We start from the raw sequence: 16,549 nt of genomic DNA on the forward strand, positions 1-16,549 counted from the left end.
CTAATTTCATGTGTAGCAGCGGCGATATTGTCGCTCGCAGCGGCGCCGGTTTCCGCGCAGCCGCCGCTCGAGGCATATGGCGGCATGCCATATATGCGGTCCCTGGCGATCTCGCCTGACGGATCTAAAGTCGCTTTCCTTCAAGATGATGGCGAGCGTGAGCTGGCGACGCTTTATGACCTCGCCAAAAGCGAATATCTCGCCGGGCTCAATACAGAAAAAGTCAAAACCCGCGGGCTTTATTTCGTGTCAGATGAATACGTCATTTTGCGCGCGTCCGAAACGACAAACATCCGGGGCTATCGCGGCGAATTTGAGTATTCGGCGGCGTTTTCGTGGAACTATGACACGGGGCGCATCAGGCAATTATTGCGTAACGAAGATGATCTGTATCCGGCGCAAGGCGGGCTGGGCCGCATTTTCGGTCGGCTGGAAGGCACCGACTATGTATTCATGCCGGCCTATATGGGGTCAAACGAAGACCCGCCATTAGATCTTCTGCGTGTCAGCCTGGAGAGCGGTCTCGCCCGGCGGCACGAGCATGGCAATCATGACACCATGGACTGGCTGGTTGGCGAGAACGGCGACCTCATCGCCCGTGAGGAGCATGACGAAAAGAAAAATCTCTATTCCATCTGGTTTTATGAGGATGGGGAGGACCGGAAAATCTTTGAAGAGTCTGTGGAGATACCGCGAAAGTCGCTCCTTGGCGTCAAGCCCGACGGTTCTGCGCTGATTGTTTCCTTAACGCCGAAAGAGTCAGACCGCGAAGTCATTGTCGCGCTAACGCCGGACGGAAAATTCTCCGAACCGTTATTTTCAAATCCCGACGCCGATGTGGAGCGGGTTATCACCAGCGGCAATCGCGTCGTCTATGGGGTGGAATATTCCGGGCTTGCATCGACCTATGAATTCTTCGACCCGCAACTGACCCATCTTGTCGCTTCCGTTCAGGCTCATTTCCCCGATGCGGCGGTGGACATCACTGACTGGACCGCCGATTTTTCTCATTTCGTCATGTATGTCAGCGGCGGCGCGGCGGCGCCGGCCTATTACCTGTTCGATGTTGAGAAGCGGCAAATGCGACGCTTCGGCGGCGCTTACGCCGACATCTCAGATGAGGATATCGGCTCGGTCCAGACCATGTATTACAAGGCGCGGGACGGGAAACAGATTTCCGCGATCCTGACAGCGCCGCCTGGCGCAGAGTTGAAGGGCAAGCACCCGACTATCATCATGCCCCATGGCGGGCCGTCGAGTTATGACTCGATCGGCTTCGACTGGATGGCGCAGTTTTTCGCCAGCCGCGGCTATGTTGTGGTGCAGCCGAATTTCCGCGGTTCGAGCGGGTTTGGCGCTGCGTTTGAGTCGGAAGGCTATGGCGAATGGGGACGCGGCGTCATGCAGCATGACGTCACCGACGCAACAAAAGCCGTGATTGGCGCCGGCATCGCAGACCCGGAACGGATTTGCATTATCGGCGCTAGCTATGGCGGCTATGCGGCGCTTGCCGGCGGCGCCTTCACGCCGGAACTCTACAAATGCGTCGGCGCCTTTGCGCCGGTCGCTGACCTGCCGCGCATGCTGCTCGATGAGCGGCGGGACTACGGAAAAGATAGCTGGGTTGTCGCTTACTGGAACAAGCTGATTGGTGATCGCAAGGCGGAGCGCGACAAGCTCGAAGAAATTTCACCGGCGAATTACGCCGAAGCGTTCACCGCACCGGTGCTGTTGATCCATGGCAATGACGATACGGTTGTGCCTGAACGTCAAAGCCAGATCATGCGCCGGGCGCTCGAGAGCGCCGGCAAGGACGTGGAATACATCAAGGTCAGGGGCGGCGATCACTGGCTCACCACCCGTGAAATGCGTCTGGAGACCTTGCATGCGCTGGATGGCTTTGTGTCCCGCCATCTCGGCGCGGGCGAGGCTGTCGCCGCCGCAAATTAAAGCTGGGTGACGAAACCGCAGCCGTCATTATATTGACGCTGTGCCGTCAGACAGCTCCATCTCAGCGAAGGCTTTGCCGCCGAAATTCATCGACTGGTTCGCATCGCGCGGCTGGGCGGCGCGCGCCCATCAGCTTGACTGTCTCGCGGCGGACCGCGAGGGGCTGTCCTATCTGTTGATCGCGCCCACCGGCGGCGGCAAGACGCTGGCCGGGTTCCTGCCGAGCCTTGTAGAGCTTGATGCGCGCCCGCAAGCCGAAAAAGGCAAGCTTCACACGCTTTATATTTCGCCGCTAAAGGCGCTCGCCGTCGATATCGCCCGCAATGTGGAAACCCCGGTGGCGGAAATGGGGCTCGATATTTCCATCGAGACGCGCACCGGCGATACGCCCGCCGCAAGGCGGCAGCGCCAGAAATACAAACCGCCAGACATTTTGATGACGACGCCGGAAAGCCTGTCGATCCTGATCGCGGCGCCCGATGCGCGCGTCTATTTCAGCGGGCTGAAGCGCGTCATTCTCGATGAATTGCATGCGCTGATCCCGAACAAGCGGGGGCATTTATTATCGCTTGCGCTTGCAAGATTGCGCGCGCTGGCGCCGGGGGTTCGGTTTTCCGGCCTGTCGGCGACGGTGCCGGACGCCCGGCCGTTGATCGATTATCTGACGCCGCAACATGTGGAGGGCGCGCGTTCGGCAAAACTTATTCGCGGCGCGCCCGGCGCCACGCCGCAAGTCGATGTGCTGATGTCTGAGGAGCGCATCCCCTGGTCGGGGCATACGGGGCGGCACGCCTTTCAGGAAGTCTATGAGCAGATCAAACAGGCGAAACTGACGCTTGTTTTCGTCAATACGCGCAGCCAGGCGGAGATCACCTTCGCGTCGCTGTGGAAACTCAATGACGACAATCTGCCCATCGCCTTGCATCACGGTTCGCTAGAGGTCGACCGGCGCCGCAAGGTCGAAGCGGCGATGACAAGGGGCGATTTACGCGCGGTCGTCTGCACTTCGACGCTCGATCTCGGCATTGACTGGGGCGATGTGGATCTCGTCATCCAGATGGGCGCGCCGAAAGGCGCATCGCGCCTGACCCAGCGCATTGGCCGCGCCAATCACCGCATGAACGAACCTTCGCGCGCGCTACTGGCCCCGGCGAACCGCATGGAGGTGCTCGAATGCATCGCCGCGAAACAGGCGATAGAGGAGGGCGCGCTGGACGGCGAACCGCCGCGCAAAGGAACGCTTGACGTGTTGGCGCAGCATATTCTCGGCATGGCCTGCGCCGAACCGTTCCGCGCCGATGATCTGTATAAGGAAATTCGGACGGCCTCGCCCTATGCCGACCTGCCGCGCAAGGCGTTTGACGATGCGGTGGAGTTTGTCGCGACCGGCGGTTATGCGCTGAAACGCTATGACCGCTATCGCCGCATCGTGAAACAGGCGGACGGCGCCTATCGCGTTCGCGACAAACGCGCGGTGCAGCAATATAAAATGAATGTGGGCACCATCACCGCGGCGGCGGAACTCAATATCCGCCTTGCAAGCGCGCGCGGCCCGAAGCGCCCGGGAAGACGGCTCGGCAAGGCGGAGGAATGGTTTTTCGAAACCATCAATATCGGCGACGCGTTTTTCTTCGCCGGCGAGGTGCTGCGGCTGGAACGCATTGACGGCAATGACGCGCTGGTGACGCGAACAACGCATGAATCGCCGAAACTCCCATCATGGGGCGGCAATAAATTTCCGTGGTCGACCTATCTCGCGAGCCGCGTGCGCCAGATGCTCTATGATGTGGAAGGCTGGAGCGCCTATCCCGAACAATTGCGCGACTGGCTCGAAAAGCAGCGCGAGGTTGCGCATATTCCAAAGCCCGACGAATTGCTGGTGGAAAGCTTTCCCTATCAGGGCCGGTATTTTCTGGTCTGCTATCCGTTTGAGGGCTGGCTGGCGCATCAGACGCTCGGCATGCTGGTGACGCGCCGGCTTGAACGTCTCGGCAAACAGCCGATCGGTTTCGTGCCGACGGAATATGCGCTGTCCGTGTGGTCGCGTCAGGATATGAGCGATGTAGACATGGCGGCGCTGTTTGACGAAGACATGCTTGGCGACGATCTGGAAGCTTGGACGGCGGAAGCGACGGTGATGAAACGCACTTTCAGGAATTGCGCGATTATCGCCGGCCTCATCGAAAAGAAATATCCGGGACAGGAGAAAACCGGACGGCAAGTCTCTTTCTCCGCTGATCTTATTTATGATGTGCTGCGCGAACATGAGCCGGATCATTTGCTGCTGCGCGCGGCGTGGGACGATGCCGCAGGCGGCTTCATGGATATTGCGCGCTTGCAGGCGATGCTGACACGGGCAAAGGGAAGGGTGGTGCATGCGCCTTTGGATCGCGTCTCGCCTCTCGCCGTGCCGGTGATGCTGGAGATCGGCCGCGAAAGCGTCGCGAAATCCGCGTCGGAAGAAATGTTGAAAGCCGCGTCCGACGATCTGATTGCGACCGCGATGGGGGAGGCGGTCTGATCCCGCCGCTGTCATCCCGCACGCGCTGCAGCATGAAATGCTGCTGCGCAGATGCGGGACCCATCTCACTTTAAGTCATGGGTCCCGTGTTAGCAGCGCGTCATGTCATGCCGCGCAGCACACGGGATGACAGGGGAGGGATTTTCCCGCAAGCTCGTCTCATGCCGTATTTTGTCTACATATTGGCGAGCAAAAGAAATGGTACGCTTTATGTCGGCGTTACGAATAATCTCGGCGAAAGAGTATTCGCCCACAAGGAAGGGCGCGGGTCCGCTTTCACCAGCAAATATAGAGTTACGCGTCTCGTCTATTATGAACAGTTCGATGATGTGAATGACGCCATTGCTAGCGAAAAGCGACTGAAAAAATGGCGACGGCAATGGAAGATCGATCTGATTGAAGGCATGAATCCAGATTGGGACGATCTTTACTTCACATTGAACAGATAGAGTGGTTTGTCATCCCGGGGTGGCCGGAGGCCGAACCCGGGACCCATGGAAGTAGAGGCTGTGCGTCCCACATCTGCGCAGCCGCATGTCAGACTGCTGCGTGTGTGGAGTGCATAGGGATATCTTTTCTTCTTCTCAGAAATCCGTCATCTTTGCCTCATGCATGCGATCCTTCTCAATGGCGAAGCCTTGACCCCCGACCCCCTCGGCGCGGTCTATTGGGCGCGTGAGGAGATGCTCATCGTTTCCGATCTGCATTTCGAGAAGGGATCGAGCTTCGCGGCGCGCGGGGTGATGCTGCCGCCTTACGACACCCGTACGACGCTAATGCGCATTGCGGCGCTGATCCGGAAATATAAACCCAAACGCGTCCTGTCGCTGGGCGATGCGTTCCATGATGAAGACGCTGAGACCCGCATGGATGAGGACGATGCGCAAAACCTCGCGGCGCTAATGGGCGAGGCGGACTGGCTGTGGGTGCTCGGCAATCATGACCCGGAACCGCCTGCGCGCTTTGCAGCGGCGACGGAAAAGACCGTTCAGATTGGCGCGCTGACCTTCGTGCATGAGCCGACTGAAGGCGCGGCGCACAATCGTGTAAAAGGCGAGATCGCCGGGCATCTTCACCCTTGCGCCCGCGTCGTCAGCGAAGGGCGCACCTTGCGCCGCCGCTGTTTCGCGGTTGGCGATGACAGAATGATCATGCCGGCCATGGGCGCCTATACGGGCGGGCTCAATATTCTCGATGACGCTTACGCGCCGTTATTCGCGAACCCGGTCGCCTGGGTGATGGGCGCCGATGGCGTCTATCCGATCGCCGGCGAAAATCTTGCGCCGGACACGCAAGGCGGCGCGCGCGCAAGAGCGTAAAACCGGCGCCCCAATAACGGGAATCGATCTTTGAAAAATTCATCAGAAATGATGAATTCTTTCACCAAACCCGCATTCGGTGCGTAGTTATCCCCGTCTTCCGGGCAGGCCTTATCATGCATCTCGCGTTGGCATGCGGCCTTGCCCCATGGCGCCAGACCTTCAAGGGCGGCGCAACACCCAAAAGGCTCTTCCAGCGTCAGGCAGGGCGGCGTCATGCGCCGGTCCGGTCAAGCTGATTGACATTGTGAAGGATTGGCGCGTCCCCGGTCGTTACCGTCTGGATCGCGCCTTGAAGGAAAATGGGCCGTCTCAGCCCCTTCGCGCGCGGCGAGATCTTGGCGCGCGAAGGGGCGGGGCCGGCGGGCGCACGTCCTGTATTGCGCTGGCGGTGTAGCGCTAAGGCGCCGGCGCCCGCGCCGTTACGGTCCAGCAGGCGGCGGTGAAGCGAACCTCGCCATCCTTGAGGAAGGGCTCGAACGCCTTGCGTATAGTCGCGAGGATTTTGGCGGCGCGCGATGCTTCCATGGTCTGCATGAACGCGCCGACCGGTCCGAGGCGGCTGAGATACAAATCGAGGTCGCTTTCAGAGATCGCGCAGGCGACATCGTTTGGTGCGATGTCGATATCCGTCCAGCCGCTCTTGTCGAGAATGGCGTTGACGCGCACGGGATCGGCGAAGGCGAATTGTCCGGGCGCGTCGGGGCGGCGGGGCGGCATATCGGGAAGCAGCGGCGCCGCTGCGCGTTCGGCGGTCGTCATGTAGGGATTATCCGCCGGGCTGCGCCACACAATCATATGCAGCGCGGCGCCGGGCTTCGCCGCGCGGCGCAGATTGGCGAAGGCGCTTTCGGCATCATCGAAGAACATCACGCCAAAGCGCGATGCGATCATGTCGAAACGCGCGGGCTCGAAGGCGTATGTTCCCGCGTCGGCGCAAAGGAAAGTCGCCTCAGCATGCGCGTGTTCGGCGCGGCTGCGGGCGCGGGCGAGCATCGGCTCGGAAATGTCGACGCCGGTGCAGCGCCCGGTTGGCGCCAGCGCTTCGGCGATGGCGAGCGTGACGGCGCCTGTGCCGCAGCCGACTTCGAGCACGTCCTGCGCACCGGCGGCGGCTGCGGCCTGGCGGAGCTGGTCTTCGAAAGGCTTGAACATGGCGTCGAGCATGGACTGGGCGGCGACCCAGCCCGCGCCGGATGGGCCGTTCCAGATTGCGTGCTGGTCGTTCTGGGGAGCCGGTTGGACGGTCATCGGGGTTTCCTTTTTGTTGCGTTCCATGGGGGCGGGACGCACTCTGCCACTTCAAGTCAACTTGAGGTCAAGAGGGTGGGCGAGCTTGATATTGCAGAGGTGGCGCGCCGTTCCGGGCTTCCCGCCTCGACCTTGCGATTTTACGAGGAGAAAGGGCTGATCGCCTCGACGGGGCGGCGCGGGTTGCGCCGGATGTTTGATGCGAATGTCTTGGAACGGCTCGGGCTGATCGCGCTGGGGCGCGCCGCCGGTTTCTCTCTCGACGAGATTGCGCGGATGTTTGCTCCCGATGGCGGGCCGCAGATCGACCGGACAATGCTCGCCGCAAAGGCCGGGGAGCTGGACGCGACGATCCGCAAGCTGACCGCCATGCGCGACGGCCTGCGTCATGCGGCGGCCTGCACCGCGCCGAGCCACATGGAATGCCCGAGCTTCCGCCGCTTGTTGCGCGCGGCGACCGCCGGCGCGATTGCGCCCGACGACAAGGGACGGCGCCGCAGGCGCGCGCCTAAAGCGTGACGAGATCCGTATGCGCAAAGCCCTTCGTGTAATCGAGTACGGAGATGACTTTCGGCGTCAGGCGGAACAGCGCGACATCGGCGGGCGCCGGCGCCTCGAAGGGAATGTTTTTCTGTTCGGGATAGCGTGAGAACAAAAGGGTGATCGCTCTTTGTCCTTCGTCCGGGTCAGCGATGCGGGTGGCGCGGGCCGCGCAAACTCCGCTTAAACTTTCAAAAAGTGTGGAAGCAATGATGCTGGAAGCGCAAGGTTATCGCGCTGTCCAGGGTTGCATACCGCCTCCCTAATCGATGTACATGACGCCAGATGTTTCGATCAATCTCATCGCCTCATCACGGCGACGCTTTAGCTCAGCCGCGATTGACGGGCCAATGACCACGGCGTCTTTATCCGCGCGGCCAACGTGCAAATCAACGGTATCAGGCGCAAATTCCGCCGACGCATCATCATACCGGCGCAGCAGAAAATTCGCAGCGGCGTCAATGTTCTTCGCCATGGCCTCCTGCTCGATTACAACAAGGCGGTCTCGCGGAAAGGTAGACACAGCATTTGCAATGAATTTCGGGTAATCCAGGCGGTTGTCCTGCCGCTCAAAATACTGATCGACCGTGCAATGCGCGAAAAACTTACGCTTCAAATAAACAGGATGCTTCGGATTTCTCCCTGACCTCGCAAGGCTCTGGTGCATCCGCCACCATGACACCAACGCCTTGGCCGGATCCCGCAGGCACAACACAAAAAGCGCGCCCTCCAGATTGGCCGCCATCCACTGCAGCGCCTCGGCGTCGTAAACGTAATTCACAAATTTATGGACGACATACCCGGTCGGAAAATCCACGTCGCCAGATTTTATCTCCGGCCACGCATACTCGATCTCACCTGTCGGCATCCTCAGAACCGCACAGTCATCTCGTCCCTCAAACGCTCTCATTAACGCCGTGGTGCCGCATTTCGGGAAGCCAATTATGACTATGTGTTTGGTCATGCAGCCCCCTTAACAGAAATTTCCGGCAGCCGAAACTGCCGTGAAAGCGATGGGAAGAAACAAAGTCCTCCCATGAGGCTGAATGTTGCGGCAAGCACCGACCCAAGACCTCTGATCGCCAGAGGCGGGCCCTTCGACAATGGCGCCCGTCCTTCGTGTATTTTAGAACCGTGTTCGTGCTCACCCCAAGCACATCCGCAGCGCCCCGCACAGACGGCGCCTGACCCTTCATCCAGGAACGAGACATCTCAGGCGACATCTCCAAGGGTGGTCATGCCGGCAAAGGACGGGAACACAACACTGCGTCACTGCGATCTTGAGCTGGATCGCCCGCCGCAATTTGTTCCGGAACGCCGCATCGCTAATGACAAGGTTTATGCGTGGATGGGGCGCTATTGGATGGCGCCCCAGGCGACGCAGGCGCGCGCCTAAAGCGTGACGAGATCCGTATGCGCAAAGCCCTTCGTGTAATCGAGCACGGAGATGACTTTCGGCGTCAGGCGGAACAGCGCGACATCGGCGGGCGCCGGCGCCTCAAAGGGAATGTTTTTCTGTTCGGGATAGCGCGAGAACAAAAGGGTGATCGCTCTTTGTCCTTCGTCCGGGTCGGAAATGCGCGCGGCGCGCGCGGCCATGGACAAGCCTTTAATGTCCATCACCTGATCCGTATCGCTGTCGATCGTCACCGAGACGCGATCATCCCTGGCGAGGTTCTCGGCCTTCTGGCTGCCCTGACCGCAAAGAAAATAGATCGTCATCCCGTCACTCGAATAGCCGACCGTCGTCGCCTGCGGCCAGCCATCGGGGCGAAGCGTGGCGATGGTCATGATCCGGTGTTTGGCCAGCAAATCCAGAATCAGGGTTTCGAGGTCCTTGTCCATAAGAAGTCTCCCCACGGGTTGGTTCCGGGGGGAGAGTGCGCCCTTTTTGAGCTGCGGCTTTGATTTGGCTCAACCGGCGGATCAAACTGCGCCTCTGGGCGCGGATTTTCGGCGCGGCTTAAGGCCTTCGGGCCCGAGATCGCATGTTGACACGGGCCTCCGGTTTGCTTATCTCCCGGCGCTCAATATCACTCCAACGCTCTTGAAAGCTGCCCGTCATGAAAGTCCGTTCGTCGCTCAAGTCCTTGAAAAACCGCCACAAAGACTGCCGCGTGGTGCGCCGCAAGGGCCGCGTATACGTGATCAACAAGACCCAGCGCCGCTTCAAAGCGAAGCAGGCGTAACGCGTCTTCACGCCAAATTTCCTTGGTTTTTAAGGGTTTACAGATTAGGCTTTCGCTCATGCGAAGGCCTTTTTGCATTTTCCTGTTAACGCTGACGGCGGCGCTGACCGCCGGCGGGCCCGCTTTGGCGGACCAGACCGACCCGCGCCTCGACGCCTTGTTCGAGGAATTGCGGGTGGGGGATGCGCGCCGGGCCGAGGAGAATGTCGCCCGGATCGTCGATATCTGGTCGAAATCGCAGAGCGACACCGTCGATCTGTTGTTCGAGCGGGCCAATCTCGCCGCCAATAACGGCGCTTTCGACCTTTCGCTGGCCTTGCTGGACCATATTGTCGGCCTCGCGCCGAATTTCGCCCAAGGCTACGCTTTGCGCGGGTCGGTGCGGCTCACGGTGGAGGACAAGGCCGGGGCGATCGAGGATTTCTCGAAAGTGCTGGAGCTGGAGCCGCGCCAGTTCGAAGTCAGGACGACGCTGGCCGGGCTGCTGCTCTCCGGCGGGGAAGACCGCGCCGCCTATGAGATGTTCCAGAAGGCGCTGGAATGGAATCCCCATGACGAATACGCCCGCCGTCAGGCGCGCACCTTGCGCCGCGAGATCGACGGTCAAGAGATTTAGGACTTTTCCCCGGAATCTAAATTTAATTTTCCCCATTGAAGCGGTTCGCGCTTGGCCTTTTGCGCGAGCATTTCTATTCCTGTGGGTCCCCGATGGCGCGGGTATATCCTCCGTGCCCGGATGGTTTTTTAAAACACCCGAAGGAGCACATCAGTGGCGGACGGATCGGCAAACGTTGCAGGCGCAACAACCATAGCAGCGGATCGGCTGCGCTCTGTCATCGAGCGGGTCGAGCGGCTCGAAGAAGACAAGGCCGCAGTGTTGAACGACATCAAGGAAGTCTACGCCGAAGCAAAAGGCGAGGGCTACGACGTCAAGACGCTGCGCCAGGTGGTGAAGATCCGCAAAATGGAAAAGGCTGACCGTCAGGAACAGGAAGCCATGCTGGATCTGTATCTGGAAGCCCTCGGCGAGCGTTTATAATCGCGCTGCCGGCCTCCGGCGGCTTCAATTCGACCGCCGCTAGGTTTATCAGGTGAAAGCTTTCGCAAGGTTTTCGCCATGACGACGTTGCCTATCGATGCGGTGACGCCGCAGATTCTCGCGGCGCTGGAAACCGGAACGCGGCTTGTCCTTGCCGCGCCGCCCGGCGCCGGCAAGTCGACGCGACTACCCATAAAACTACTCGATGCGCCCTGGCTTGAAGGCCGTCGCATCCTGCTGCTTGAACCGCGCCGGATTGCGGCGCGCATGGCGGCGGAGCGCATGGCCGCGACCATCGGCGAGAAAGTCGGCGGCGTCATTGGCCTGTCGACGCGTGTTGACCGGCGCACCTCCGCAGAAACGCGCATTGAAGTCGTCACGGACGGCTTGTTTACCCGGCGTATTCTCGAAGACCCCGAAATGGCGAAGGTCGGCGCGGTGCTTTTTGACGAGTTTCACGAGCGATCATTGAGCGCCGATCTCGGGCTGGCGCTCGCGCTCGATGCGCAAGGCGGGTTGCGCGAGGATTTGCGTGTTGTCGTCATGTCGGCGACTCTCGATATCGAACGCGTTGCACAGCAGATCGATGCGCCGGCGATTGAAAGCGAAGGGCGCCAATATCCGGTTGAAACGATTTACCTCGGGCGCAGCGATAAGCGCGTCGAAGATCGCGCTGCAGCCGCCATTCGGCGCGCCTTGCGCGATCAGGACGGATCGATCCTGGTTTTCCTCCCCGGTCGCGGCGAAATCCTGCGCACGGCGGAACGCCTTGAGGATCTGAGCAGCGATATTGTCGTCGCGCCGCTTTTCGGTGCGCTTTCTCCCGCCGAACAGGACCGCGCCGTCTCGCCCGCGCCAGCGGGCAAGCGCAAAGTCGTCATCGCCACGGACATTGCCGAAAGCGCGCTGACTATCGAGGGTGTGTCGACGGTGATCGATGCGGGGCTCGCGCGCCTGGCGGTGTTCGATCCCGCATCCGGCGCTGGCGAACTCGTCACGCGAAAGGCCTCGCTCGCAAATGTGGATCAGCGGCGCGGCCGCGCCGGGCGCCTTGGACCCGGCGTCTGTTATCGTCTCTGGGACGAACCGGCGACTCGCGGGCTGATCGCGCATCCCGAGCCGGAGATCATGGCAGGCGACCTGTCCGGTCTGGCTCTTGCGCTCGCCGAATGGGGTGAACGCGACCCGTCACGGCTTTGTTTTGTCGATGCGCCGCCGAAAGCGCGATACGCGGCGGCGGTGGAACAGTTGCGTGCGCTCGGTGCGCTGGACGAAATCGGCGCCTTGACCGCGCGGGGGCGCGACATGGCGCGATTGCCCATGGCGCCGCATCTTGCTGCGATGATCGCCGGCGCTGAAACACCGAAAGATCGCGTGCTGGCGGCGGAGATCGCCGCGCTGACCAGCGAGCCGGGCCTGGGCGGTCCGTCTACGGATATTCGCGACCGGTTGCGCCGGTTCCGAACGGAGACTTCGCCGCGCGCGCGCGTGTTGAAAGCGCAGGCGGGGCGATGGGCTGGCGGGGCTAAAGGGGAAGGCGCGGCGAAAGACGCCGGGCGCATTATCGCAGCCGCGACGCCGGGCATGATCGCGCGAGCGAGGCCAGGCGCGCGCGGGCGCTATCTGCTGGCGCTTGGTCGTGAGGCGCGGCTTGACGAAACCGACCCGCTCGCGGGCGAGTCCTGGCTGGCGGTGGCGGCGTTGACTGGCGCGGCGAAGACCCAGCGCATCATGCTTGCTGCGCCACTGACCGAAGCGGAGGCGCTGAGCCTCGGCGGCGTTCAAGACGAAGAGCGCGCCGATTACGATCCCGCAACGAAAACATTGAAAGCGCGGCGCGTGCGCGCGCTCGGCGCCATCATTCTGTCGGAAACGCCGCTGGCGCGCCCGCGCGGCGAGGCGGCGCGGGCGGGGCTCGTCGTTGCGCTTCGCAACTATGGGCTTGATCTGTTGCCCGCTGCGGAGGCGGTGCGCCAGATGCAGGCGCGCATCGCCTTTGCGCGCGAAAGCGGCGCCGACCTTCCGCCTACGGATGATGAAGCGCTGCTGGAAACTGCGGAGCAATGGCTGGCTCCTTTGCTCGGCGACCCGCCAAGCCTTGATAAACCGTCTGACGGCGCGGCGATGGAGGCGTTGCTTGGGCTTTTGACATGGGATCAGCGCATGCTGGTCGACAAGCTGGCGCCACGCAACATTGAGATCCCGGGCGGGCGGCGTATCGAGATCGACTATCTTGCCGAAGGCGGACCGTCGGCGAGCGCACGCGTGCAGGAATTTTATGGCGCCTCCGCGCATCCGGTGATCGCAAACAACACGGCCGTGACGCTCAGCCTTTTGTCGCCCGCTGGGCGTCCGGTTGCGGTGACGAAAGACCTCGCCGGTTTCTGGCAAGGCGGCTATCGCGATATGGCGAAGGATATGCGCGCGCGCTATCCGAAACATGACTGGCCCGACGACCCGGCCGCCGCTAAGCCGCATGAAGGCCGCACCAAGGCGCGGCTGGCGAGGGAGGGGGATTAGTGACGCATCAAGCGCGTATTTCTTTCTCCTCATCCTCGTTCGAGCGTGTTTTGGCTTTGTCTGTTTCCCTGGCGAGCGCGTGGCTTTTCAGCCATTGATTGCGGGCGTTCATGCGCGCTGTGATGTCTCGTTTCGAAGACGCAGACTTATAGCCCATCCAGCCGGCGACGCCGCCGCCAAGGGCGATCAAGATCAGCGCATAGAGCAGCATAAAAAAACCCCGGACCGATTGGGCCCGGGGTTATCTTGGCGTTTCCTGTTCGTTTTCGTCAAGCCTGCGGACGCGCTTGTTAACTCGCGCGTTTGATTTCGAGATCGTGCTCGCGCAGTTTGCGGTAAAGCGTCGAGCGGCCCATGCCGAGGCGGCGGGCGACTTCCGACATCTTGCCTTCATAGGTGTCGATGGCGAGCTCGATGAGGTCTTTTTCAATTTCCTGCAGCGAGCGCAGATGACCTTCGCGGTCAAAGATCGCTACGGCGTCATCGCCGCCGCCCGAAGCGGGGGCGGATGCGCGCGGCAGCGCAGGCGCTTCGCCATCTTCTGACTCCGCCACCAGCGGCGGGCCGGTTTCAATGCCGGCGGCCGCGAATTCATCGGCGAGGAGCGGGAAATCTTCGGCGGAGAGATATGCGCTTTCCGCCAGCACCACGGCGCGGAAGATCGTGTTTTCAAGCTGGCGCACATTGCCCGGCCATTTAAACGCGCCGAGCACTTCCAGCACTTCATGGCGGACACCGCGCACGTCGCGGCGCTCTTCGGCGTTGTAGCGCTGAATGAAATGATCGATCAGCGCAGGAATGTCTTCGGGACGGTCGCGCAGCGCCGGAATTTCAACCGGGAACACATTGAGACGATAGAACAGGTCTTCGCGGAAGCGGCCGGCTTTCACTTCTTCGGCGAGGTCGCGATTGGTCGCGGAGATGACGCGCACATCGACTTTGGTCGGACGTTTGGAGCCGATCGGATCGACTTCGCCTTCCTGCAACACGCGCAGCAATTTCACCTGCATGTCGGCGGGCAGTTCGCCCACTTCGTCGAGGAAGATGGTGCCGGTGTCGGCTTCCTGAAATTTACCGATATGTTTCGCCGAGGCGCCGGTGAAGGAGCCTTTTTCATGGCCGAAGAGAATGCTCTCCACCAGATTTTCCGGAATCGCGCCGCAGTTCACCGTAATGAACGGGCGGCCGGCGCGTTCGGACGAGCCTTGAATGGCGCGGGCGACCATTTCCTTGCCGGTGCCGCTTTCGCCGGTGATGAGGATCGGAATGTTGGAGGCGGCGGCGCGTTCGCCAAGCCGCATCACATGACGCAGCGCGCCGGAATCGCCGATCAGATCCTTAAAGCCCATAGCGCCTTCGCGCTTGCGCTTCAGCCGTGAAACTTCGCCCTTCAGCGTCGTCAGGTTCAGCGCATTCTGGATCGAGACGATGACGCGTTCGGGGGAGGCTGGTTTGACGAAGAAATCCGCCGCGCCCGACTGCATCGCTTCAACCACCGTGTCGATGCCGCCTTGTGCGGTCAGCACGATCACCGGCAAATCTTCGCGGAAGGATTTTGCACGCTTCAGGGTTTCCATGCCGCCAAGCCCGGGCATGCGCAGATCGAGCATGATCAGCGCCACATCCGCGCCTTGCTGGCTTTGCAGCAGCGACAAGGCGCTTTCGCCATTCGCCGCCTGTAAAACAGGGTATCCCGCTTTCTCGCAGACAGCGCGCATCAGGCGGCGCTGGGTGGGATCGTCATCGACGACTAGAATCGTTTTCACCATGGGTGGCGGACCCTTCCGATAGGTAATGTTGCGTCAACGGAAAATGGCGCAGACGGGTAAAGATCGATTTAACCCGTGTCATTACGATACGAATTTGCGCGGGCGGGCGGTAATGCTTCGTTTACGGATTAACGGCTCGTTTACCATCTTCGCCGTCGCGAGGCGGCAGGGCGCCGGTCATGGCGCGGGCGCGGCTTCCGTCATCGGCTTTCCCGGCGAAAGGAGTGGCGGGCGCGAGGCGCGTAGCCCCGCTCATCGCTCCCCATTCATGCTCGTCCCCGGCGGCGCGCCTCGCTCGCCCCGGTGCGGGCTGCAAGGCCTTCGCCGCCTATATCACGCCATCGGCAGGCGCGCGGGCGGAAAGCAGTGGTTAACCGCTTGAAAGGCTGTCGGCCTCAGGATCGATGCGCTAAGAACCGGGAAATGACTGCTGCATTGCGGAGCGCACATGGCCGACGCCGAAAAGAAATATATCCGTCCTCTCGCCCATCTTGGCGGGGAGAAGCCACCAGCGCCGGAATGGTTTGAAAAAGCCATTGCGACCCCGTCCGAAGAGGGCGCGGTCGAAGTGGGCGGCGCGCGCATTCGATTTTCCGCCTGGGGCGAGCCGGACCGGCGCGGCCTGCTGTTCGTGCATGGCGGCCGGGCGCACCGGAACTGGTGGCGGCCCTTCGCGCCGTTTTTCGCGCAGAACCGCCGGGTCGCGGCGCTCGACCTGTCGGGCATGGGCGATTCCGATTGGCGGGATAAATATTCCCTCGATCTGCTGGTGGATGAGGTTTTCGCGGTGATCGACAAGGCGGGCCTCGCCAGCCGGGGCCGTCCGATTGTCGTCGGCCATTCCTTTGGCGGGTGGGTGACGCTCGCCGCGGTTGAGCGCGAGGGCGAAAAGCTCGGCGGCGCGGTGGTGGTGGATTCGCCGCTCGGCGTGCCGGACCCCCATGAGGGCTACACCGTGGTGAAGCCGAAAGCCAAGGACGACAAGAACGCAAAAATCCACAGCGCGCATTTCTATCCCACCAAGGAAGAGATGATCGAGCGGTTCAGGCTGCTCCCCAACCAGCCGGCGGAACATCTTTATTTAATTGACTATATCGCCCGTGAGGGGTTGCGACGGGCGAAGCCCGATGAAGGCGGTGAGGGATGGACATGGAAATTCGACCCCGCCGACAAGGGCGGCTTTGAAATCCATTTTGAGCGCGATCTTCTACGCGCCGCGCGTTGTCCGCTGGCCTTCATCTATGGGGAAAACTCCATGTTCGCCCAGGGCGACGGAATCGCCCACCTGGAGAGCCAGGCCCGCGGCCGCTCGCCCTTTATGATGATCCCGGACGCCTATCACCATCTGATGATGGACCAGCCGCTGGCCTTTGTTTCGGCGCTGAGAACGCTGCTTTCCGCCTGGCCGGTGCGGTTCGGGGTCTAATCGGCCACACTGCCGGGGAAACGGG

Annotated in this window: 17 protein-coding genes; 11 read left to right on the forward strand and 6 right to left on the reverse strand. The window is 61.3% G+C overall.

The features are described from left to right. The first annotated feature begins 27 nt into the window (after nt 1-27). The 4 genes from AC0L8G_RS09575 (at nt 28) to pdeM (ending at nt 5,790) form a co-directional block, all read left to right on the forward strand. Nucleotides 28-1,950 carry an alpha/beta hydrolase family protein gene (locus tag AC0L8G_RS09575; protein WP_473388608.1) on the forward strand — a complete coding sequence of 641 codons (1,923 nt, stop codon included), beginning with the start codon at nt 28-30 and terminating at the stop codon, nt 1,948-1,950. A 73-nt stretch (nt 1,951-2,023) separates the two neighbouring features. Beyond that, the gene (locus AC0L8G_RS09580; protein WP_473388609.1) at nt 2,024-4,471 is read left to right on the forward strand and encodes a ligase-associated DNA damage response DEXH box helicase; all 2,448 of its coding nucleotides are present in this window, start codon (nt 2,024-2,026) and stop codon (nt 4,469-4,471) included. A 161-nt stretch (nt 4,472-4,632) separates the two neighbouring features. Next, complete coding sequence (locus tag AC0L8G_RS09585) at nt 4,633-4,920, forward strand: GIY-YIG nuclease family protein (RefSeq protein WP_473388610.1); 288 nt, start codon at nt 4,633-4,635, stop codon at nt 4,918-4,920. A gap of 189 nt (nt 4,921-5,109) precedes the next feature. Beyond that, nucleotides 5,110-5,790: a ligase-associated DNA damage response endonuclease PdeM gene (pdeM, locus tag AC0L8G_RS09590; RefSeq protein ID WP_473388612.1), complete on the forward strand. Its 681-nt coding sequence runs from the start codon at nt 5,110-5,112 to the stop codon at nt 5,788-5,790. Nucleotides 5,791-6,189: 399 nt separating this feature from the next. On the opposite strand, the gene AC0L8G_RS09595 is transcribed toward pdeM, so the two are convergent. Further along, nucleotides 6,190-7,041: a class I SAM-dependent methyltransferase gene (locus AC0L8G_RS09595; RefSeq protein WP_473388613.1), complete on the reverse strand. Its 852-nt coding sequence runs from the start codon at nt 7,039-7,041 to the stop codon at nt 6,190-6,192. A 75-nt stretch (nt 7,042-7,116) separates the two neighbouring features. Between AC0L8G_RS09595 and AC0L8G_RS09600 the strand changes: the two genes are divergently transcribed. Continuing rightward, nucleotides 7,117-7,560 (forward strand): helix-turn-helix domain-containing protein, encoded by a 444-nt coding sequence (locus AC0L8G_RS09600; protein ID WP_473388614.1) that lies wholly within the window; start codon nt 7,117-7,119, stop codon nt 7,558-7,560. On the opposite strand, the gene AC0L8G_RS09605 is transcribed toward AC0L8G_RS09600, so the two are convergent. Next, a complete protein-coding gene (locus tag AC0L8G_RS09605; RefSeq protein WP_473388616.1) occupies nt 7,550-7,696 on the reverse strand; it encodes a hypothetical protein in 147 nt (48 codons plus the stop codon). The genes AC0L8G_RS09600 and AC0L8G_RS09605 overlap by 11 nt on opposite strands. Nucleotides 7,697-7,843: 147 nt before the next feature. Beyond that, nucleotides 7,844-8,545, reverse strand: a complete 702-nt coding sequence (locus AC0L8G_RS09610) for a hypothetical protein (RefSeq protein WP_473388618.1) — start codon at nt 8,543-8,545, stop codon at nt 7,844-7,846. 273 nt (nt 8,546-8,818) lie between these two features. Between AC0L8G_RS09610 and AC0L8G_RS09615 the strand changes: the two genes are divergently transcribed. Further along, complete coding sequence (locus AC0L8G_RS09615) at nt 8,819-8,977, forward strand: hypothetical protein (RefSeq protein ID WP_473388619.1); 159 nt, start codon at nt 8,819-8,821, stop codon at nt 8,975-8,977. On the opposite strand, the gene AC0L8G_RS09620 is transcribed toward AC0L8G_RS09615, so the two are convergent. Then, nucleotides 8,974-9,426: a pyridoxamine 5'-phosphate oxidase family protein gene (locus AC0L8G_RS09620; protein ID WP_473388620.1), complete on the reverse strand. Its 453-nt coding sequence runs from the start codon at nt 9,424-9,426 to the stop codon at nt 8,974-8,976. The two genes, AC0L8G_RS09615 and AC0L8G_RS09620, sit on opposite strands and share 4 nt — an antisense overlap. Before the next feature lie 218 nt (nt 9,427-9,644). On the opposite strand from AC0L8G_RS09620, the gene ykgO reads away from it, so the two are divergent. From ykgO to hrpB, 4 genes are all read left to right on the forward strand, one after another. Further along, complete coding sequence (gene ykgO / locus AC0L8G_RS09625) at nt 9,645-9,770, forward strand: type B 50S ribosomal protein L36 (RefSeq protein ID WP_104830315.1); 126 nt, start codon at nt 9,645-9,647, stop codon at nt 9,768-9,770. 58 nt (nt 9,771-9,828) lie between these two features. Next, a complete protein-coding gene (locus AC0L8G_RS09630; RefSeq protein WP_473388622.1) occupies nt 9,829-10,386 on the forward strand; it encodes a tetratricopeptide repeat protein in 558 nt (185 codons plus the stop codon). A 153-nt stretch (nt 10,387-10,539) separates the two neighbouring features. Then, entirely contained in the window at nt 10,540-10,809 is a 270-nt protein-coding gene (locus AC0L8G_RS09635; protein ID WP_473388623.1) for a DUF2312 domain-containing protein, read from the forward strand. A 78-nt stretch (nt 10,810-10,887) separates the two neighbouring features. Beyond that, nucleotides 10,888-13,329, forward strand: a complete 2,442-nt coding sequence (gene hrpB, locus AC0L8G_RS09640; protein WP_473388624.1) for an ATP-dependent helicase HrpB — start codon at nt 10,888-10,890, stop codon at nt 13,327-13,329. A gap of 7 nt (nt 13,330-13,336) precedes the next feature. Here the strand turns inward: hrpB and AC0L8G_RS09645 are convergent, their stop codons facing one another. Together AC0L8G_RS09645 and AC0L8G_RS09650 are read right to left on the reverse strand one after the other, a co-directional pair. Next, nucleotides 13,337-13,540, reverse strand: a complete 204-nt coding sequence (locus AC0L8G_RS09645; RefSeq protein WP_473388626.1) for a hypothetical protein — start codon at nt 13,538-13,540, stop codon at nt 13,337-13,339. A gap of 79 nt (nt 13,541-13,619) precedes the next feature. After that, nucleotides 13,620-15,098: a sigma-54-dependent transcriptional regulator gene (locus tag AC0L8G_RS09650; protein WP_473388627.1), complete on the reverse strand. Its 1,479-nt coding sequence runs from the start codon at nt 15,096-15,098 to the stop codon at nt 13,620-13,622. 448 nt (nt 15,099-15,546) lie between these two features. Between AC0L8G_RS09650 and AC0L8G_RS09655 the strand changes: the two genes are divergently transcribed. Continuing rightward, nucleotides 15,547-16,524, forward strand: a complete 978-nt coding sequence (locus tag AC0L8G_RS09655; RefSeq protein ID WP_473388628.1) for an alpha/beta fold hydrolase — start codon at nt 15,547-15,549, stop codon at nt 16,522-16,524. The last annotated feature ends 25 nt before the right edge of the window (nt 16,525-16,549 follow it).

It is taken from the genome of Hyphococcus sp. D3-15, assembly GCF_055809375.1.

Coding starts and splice junctions, on each gene's coding strand:
- AC0L8G_RS09610 (WP_473388618.1), bottom strand. CDS start 8,545: ATGACCAAACACATAGTCATAATTGGCTTCCCGAAATGCGGCACCACG.
- AC0L8G_RS09620 (WP_473388620.1), bottom strand. CDS start 9,426: ATGGACAAGGACCTCGAAACCCTGATTCTGGATTTGCTGGCCAAACAC.
- hrpB (WP_473388624.1), top strand. CDS start 10,888: ATGACGACGTTGCCTATCGATGCGGTGACGCCGCAGATTCTCGCGGCG.
- AC0L8G_RS09630 (WP_473388622.1), top strand. CDS start 9,829: ATGCGAAGGCCTTTTTGCATTTTCCTGTTAACGCTGACGGCGGCGCTG.
- AC0L8G_RS09595 (WP_473388613.1), bottom strand. CDS start 7,041: ATGACCGTCCAACCGGCTCCCCAGAACGACCAGCACGCAATCTGGAAC.
- AC0L8G_RS09655 (WP_473388628.1), top strand. CDS start 15,547: ATGGCCGACGCCGAAAAGAAATATATCCGTCCTCTCGCCCATCTTGGC.
- AC0L8G_RS09645 (WP_473388626.1), bottom strand. CDS start 13,540: ATGCTGCTCTATGCGCTGATCTTGATCGCCCTTGGCGGCGGCGTCGCC.
- AC0L8G_RS09650 (WP_473388627.1), bottom strand. CDS start 15,098: ATGGTGAAAACGATTCTAGTCGTCGATGACGATCCCACCCAGCGCCGC.
- AC0L8G_RS09585 (WP_473388610.1), top strand. CDS start 4,633: ATGCCGTATTTTGTCTACATATTGGCGAGCAAAAGAAATGGTACGCTT.
- AC0L8G_RS09615 (WP_473388619.1), top strand. CDS start 8,819: ATGCCGGCAAAGGACGGGAACACAACACTGCGTCACTGCGATCTTGAG.
- ykgO (WP_104830315.1), top strand. CDS start 9,645: ATGAAAGTCCGTTCGTCGCTCAAGTCCTTGAAAAACCGCCACAAAGAC.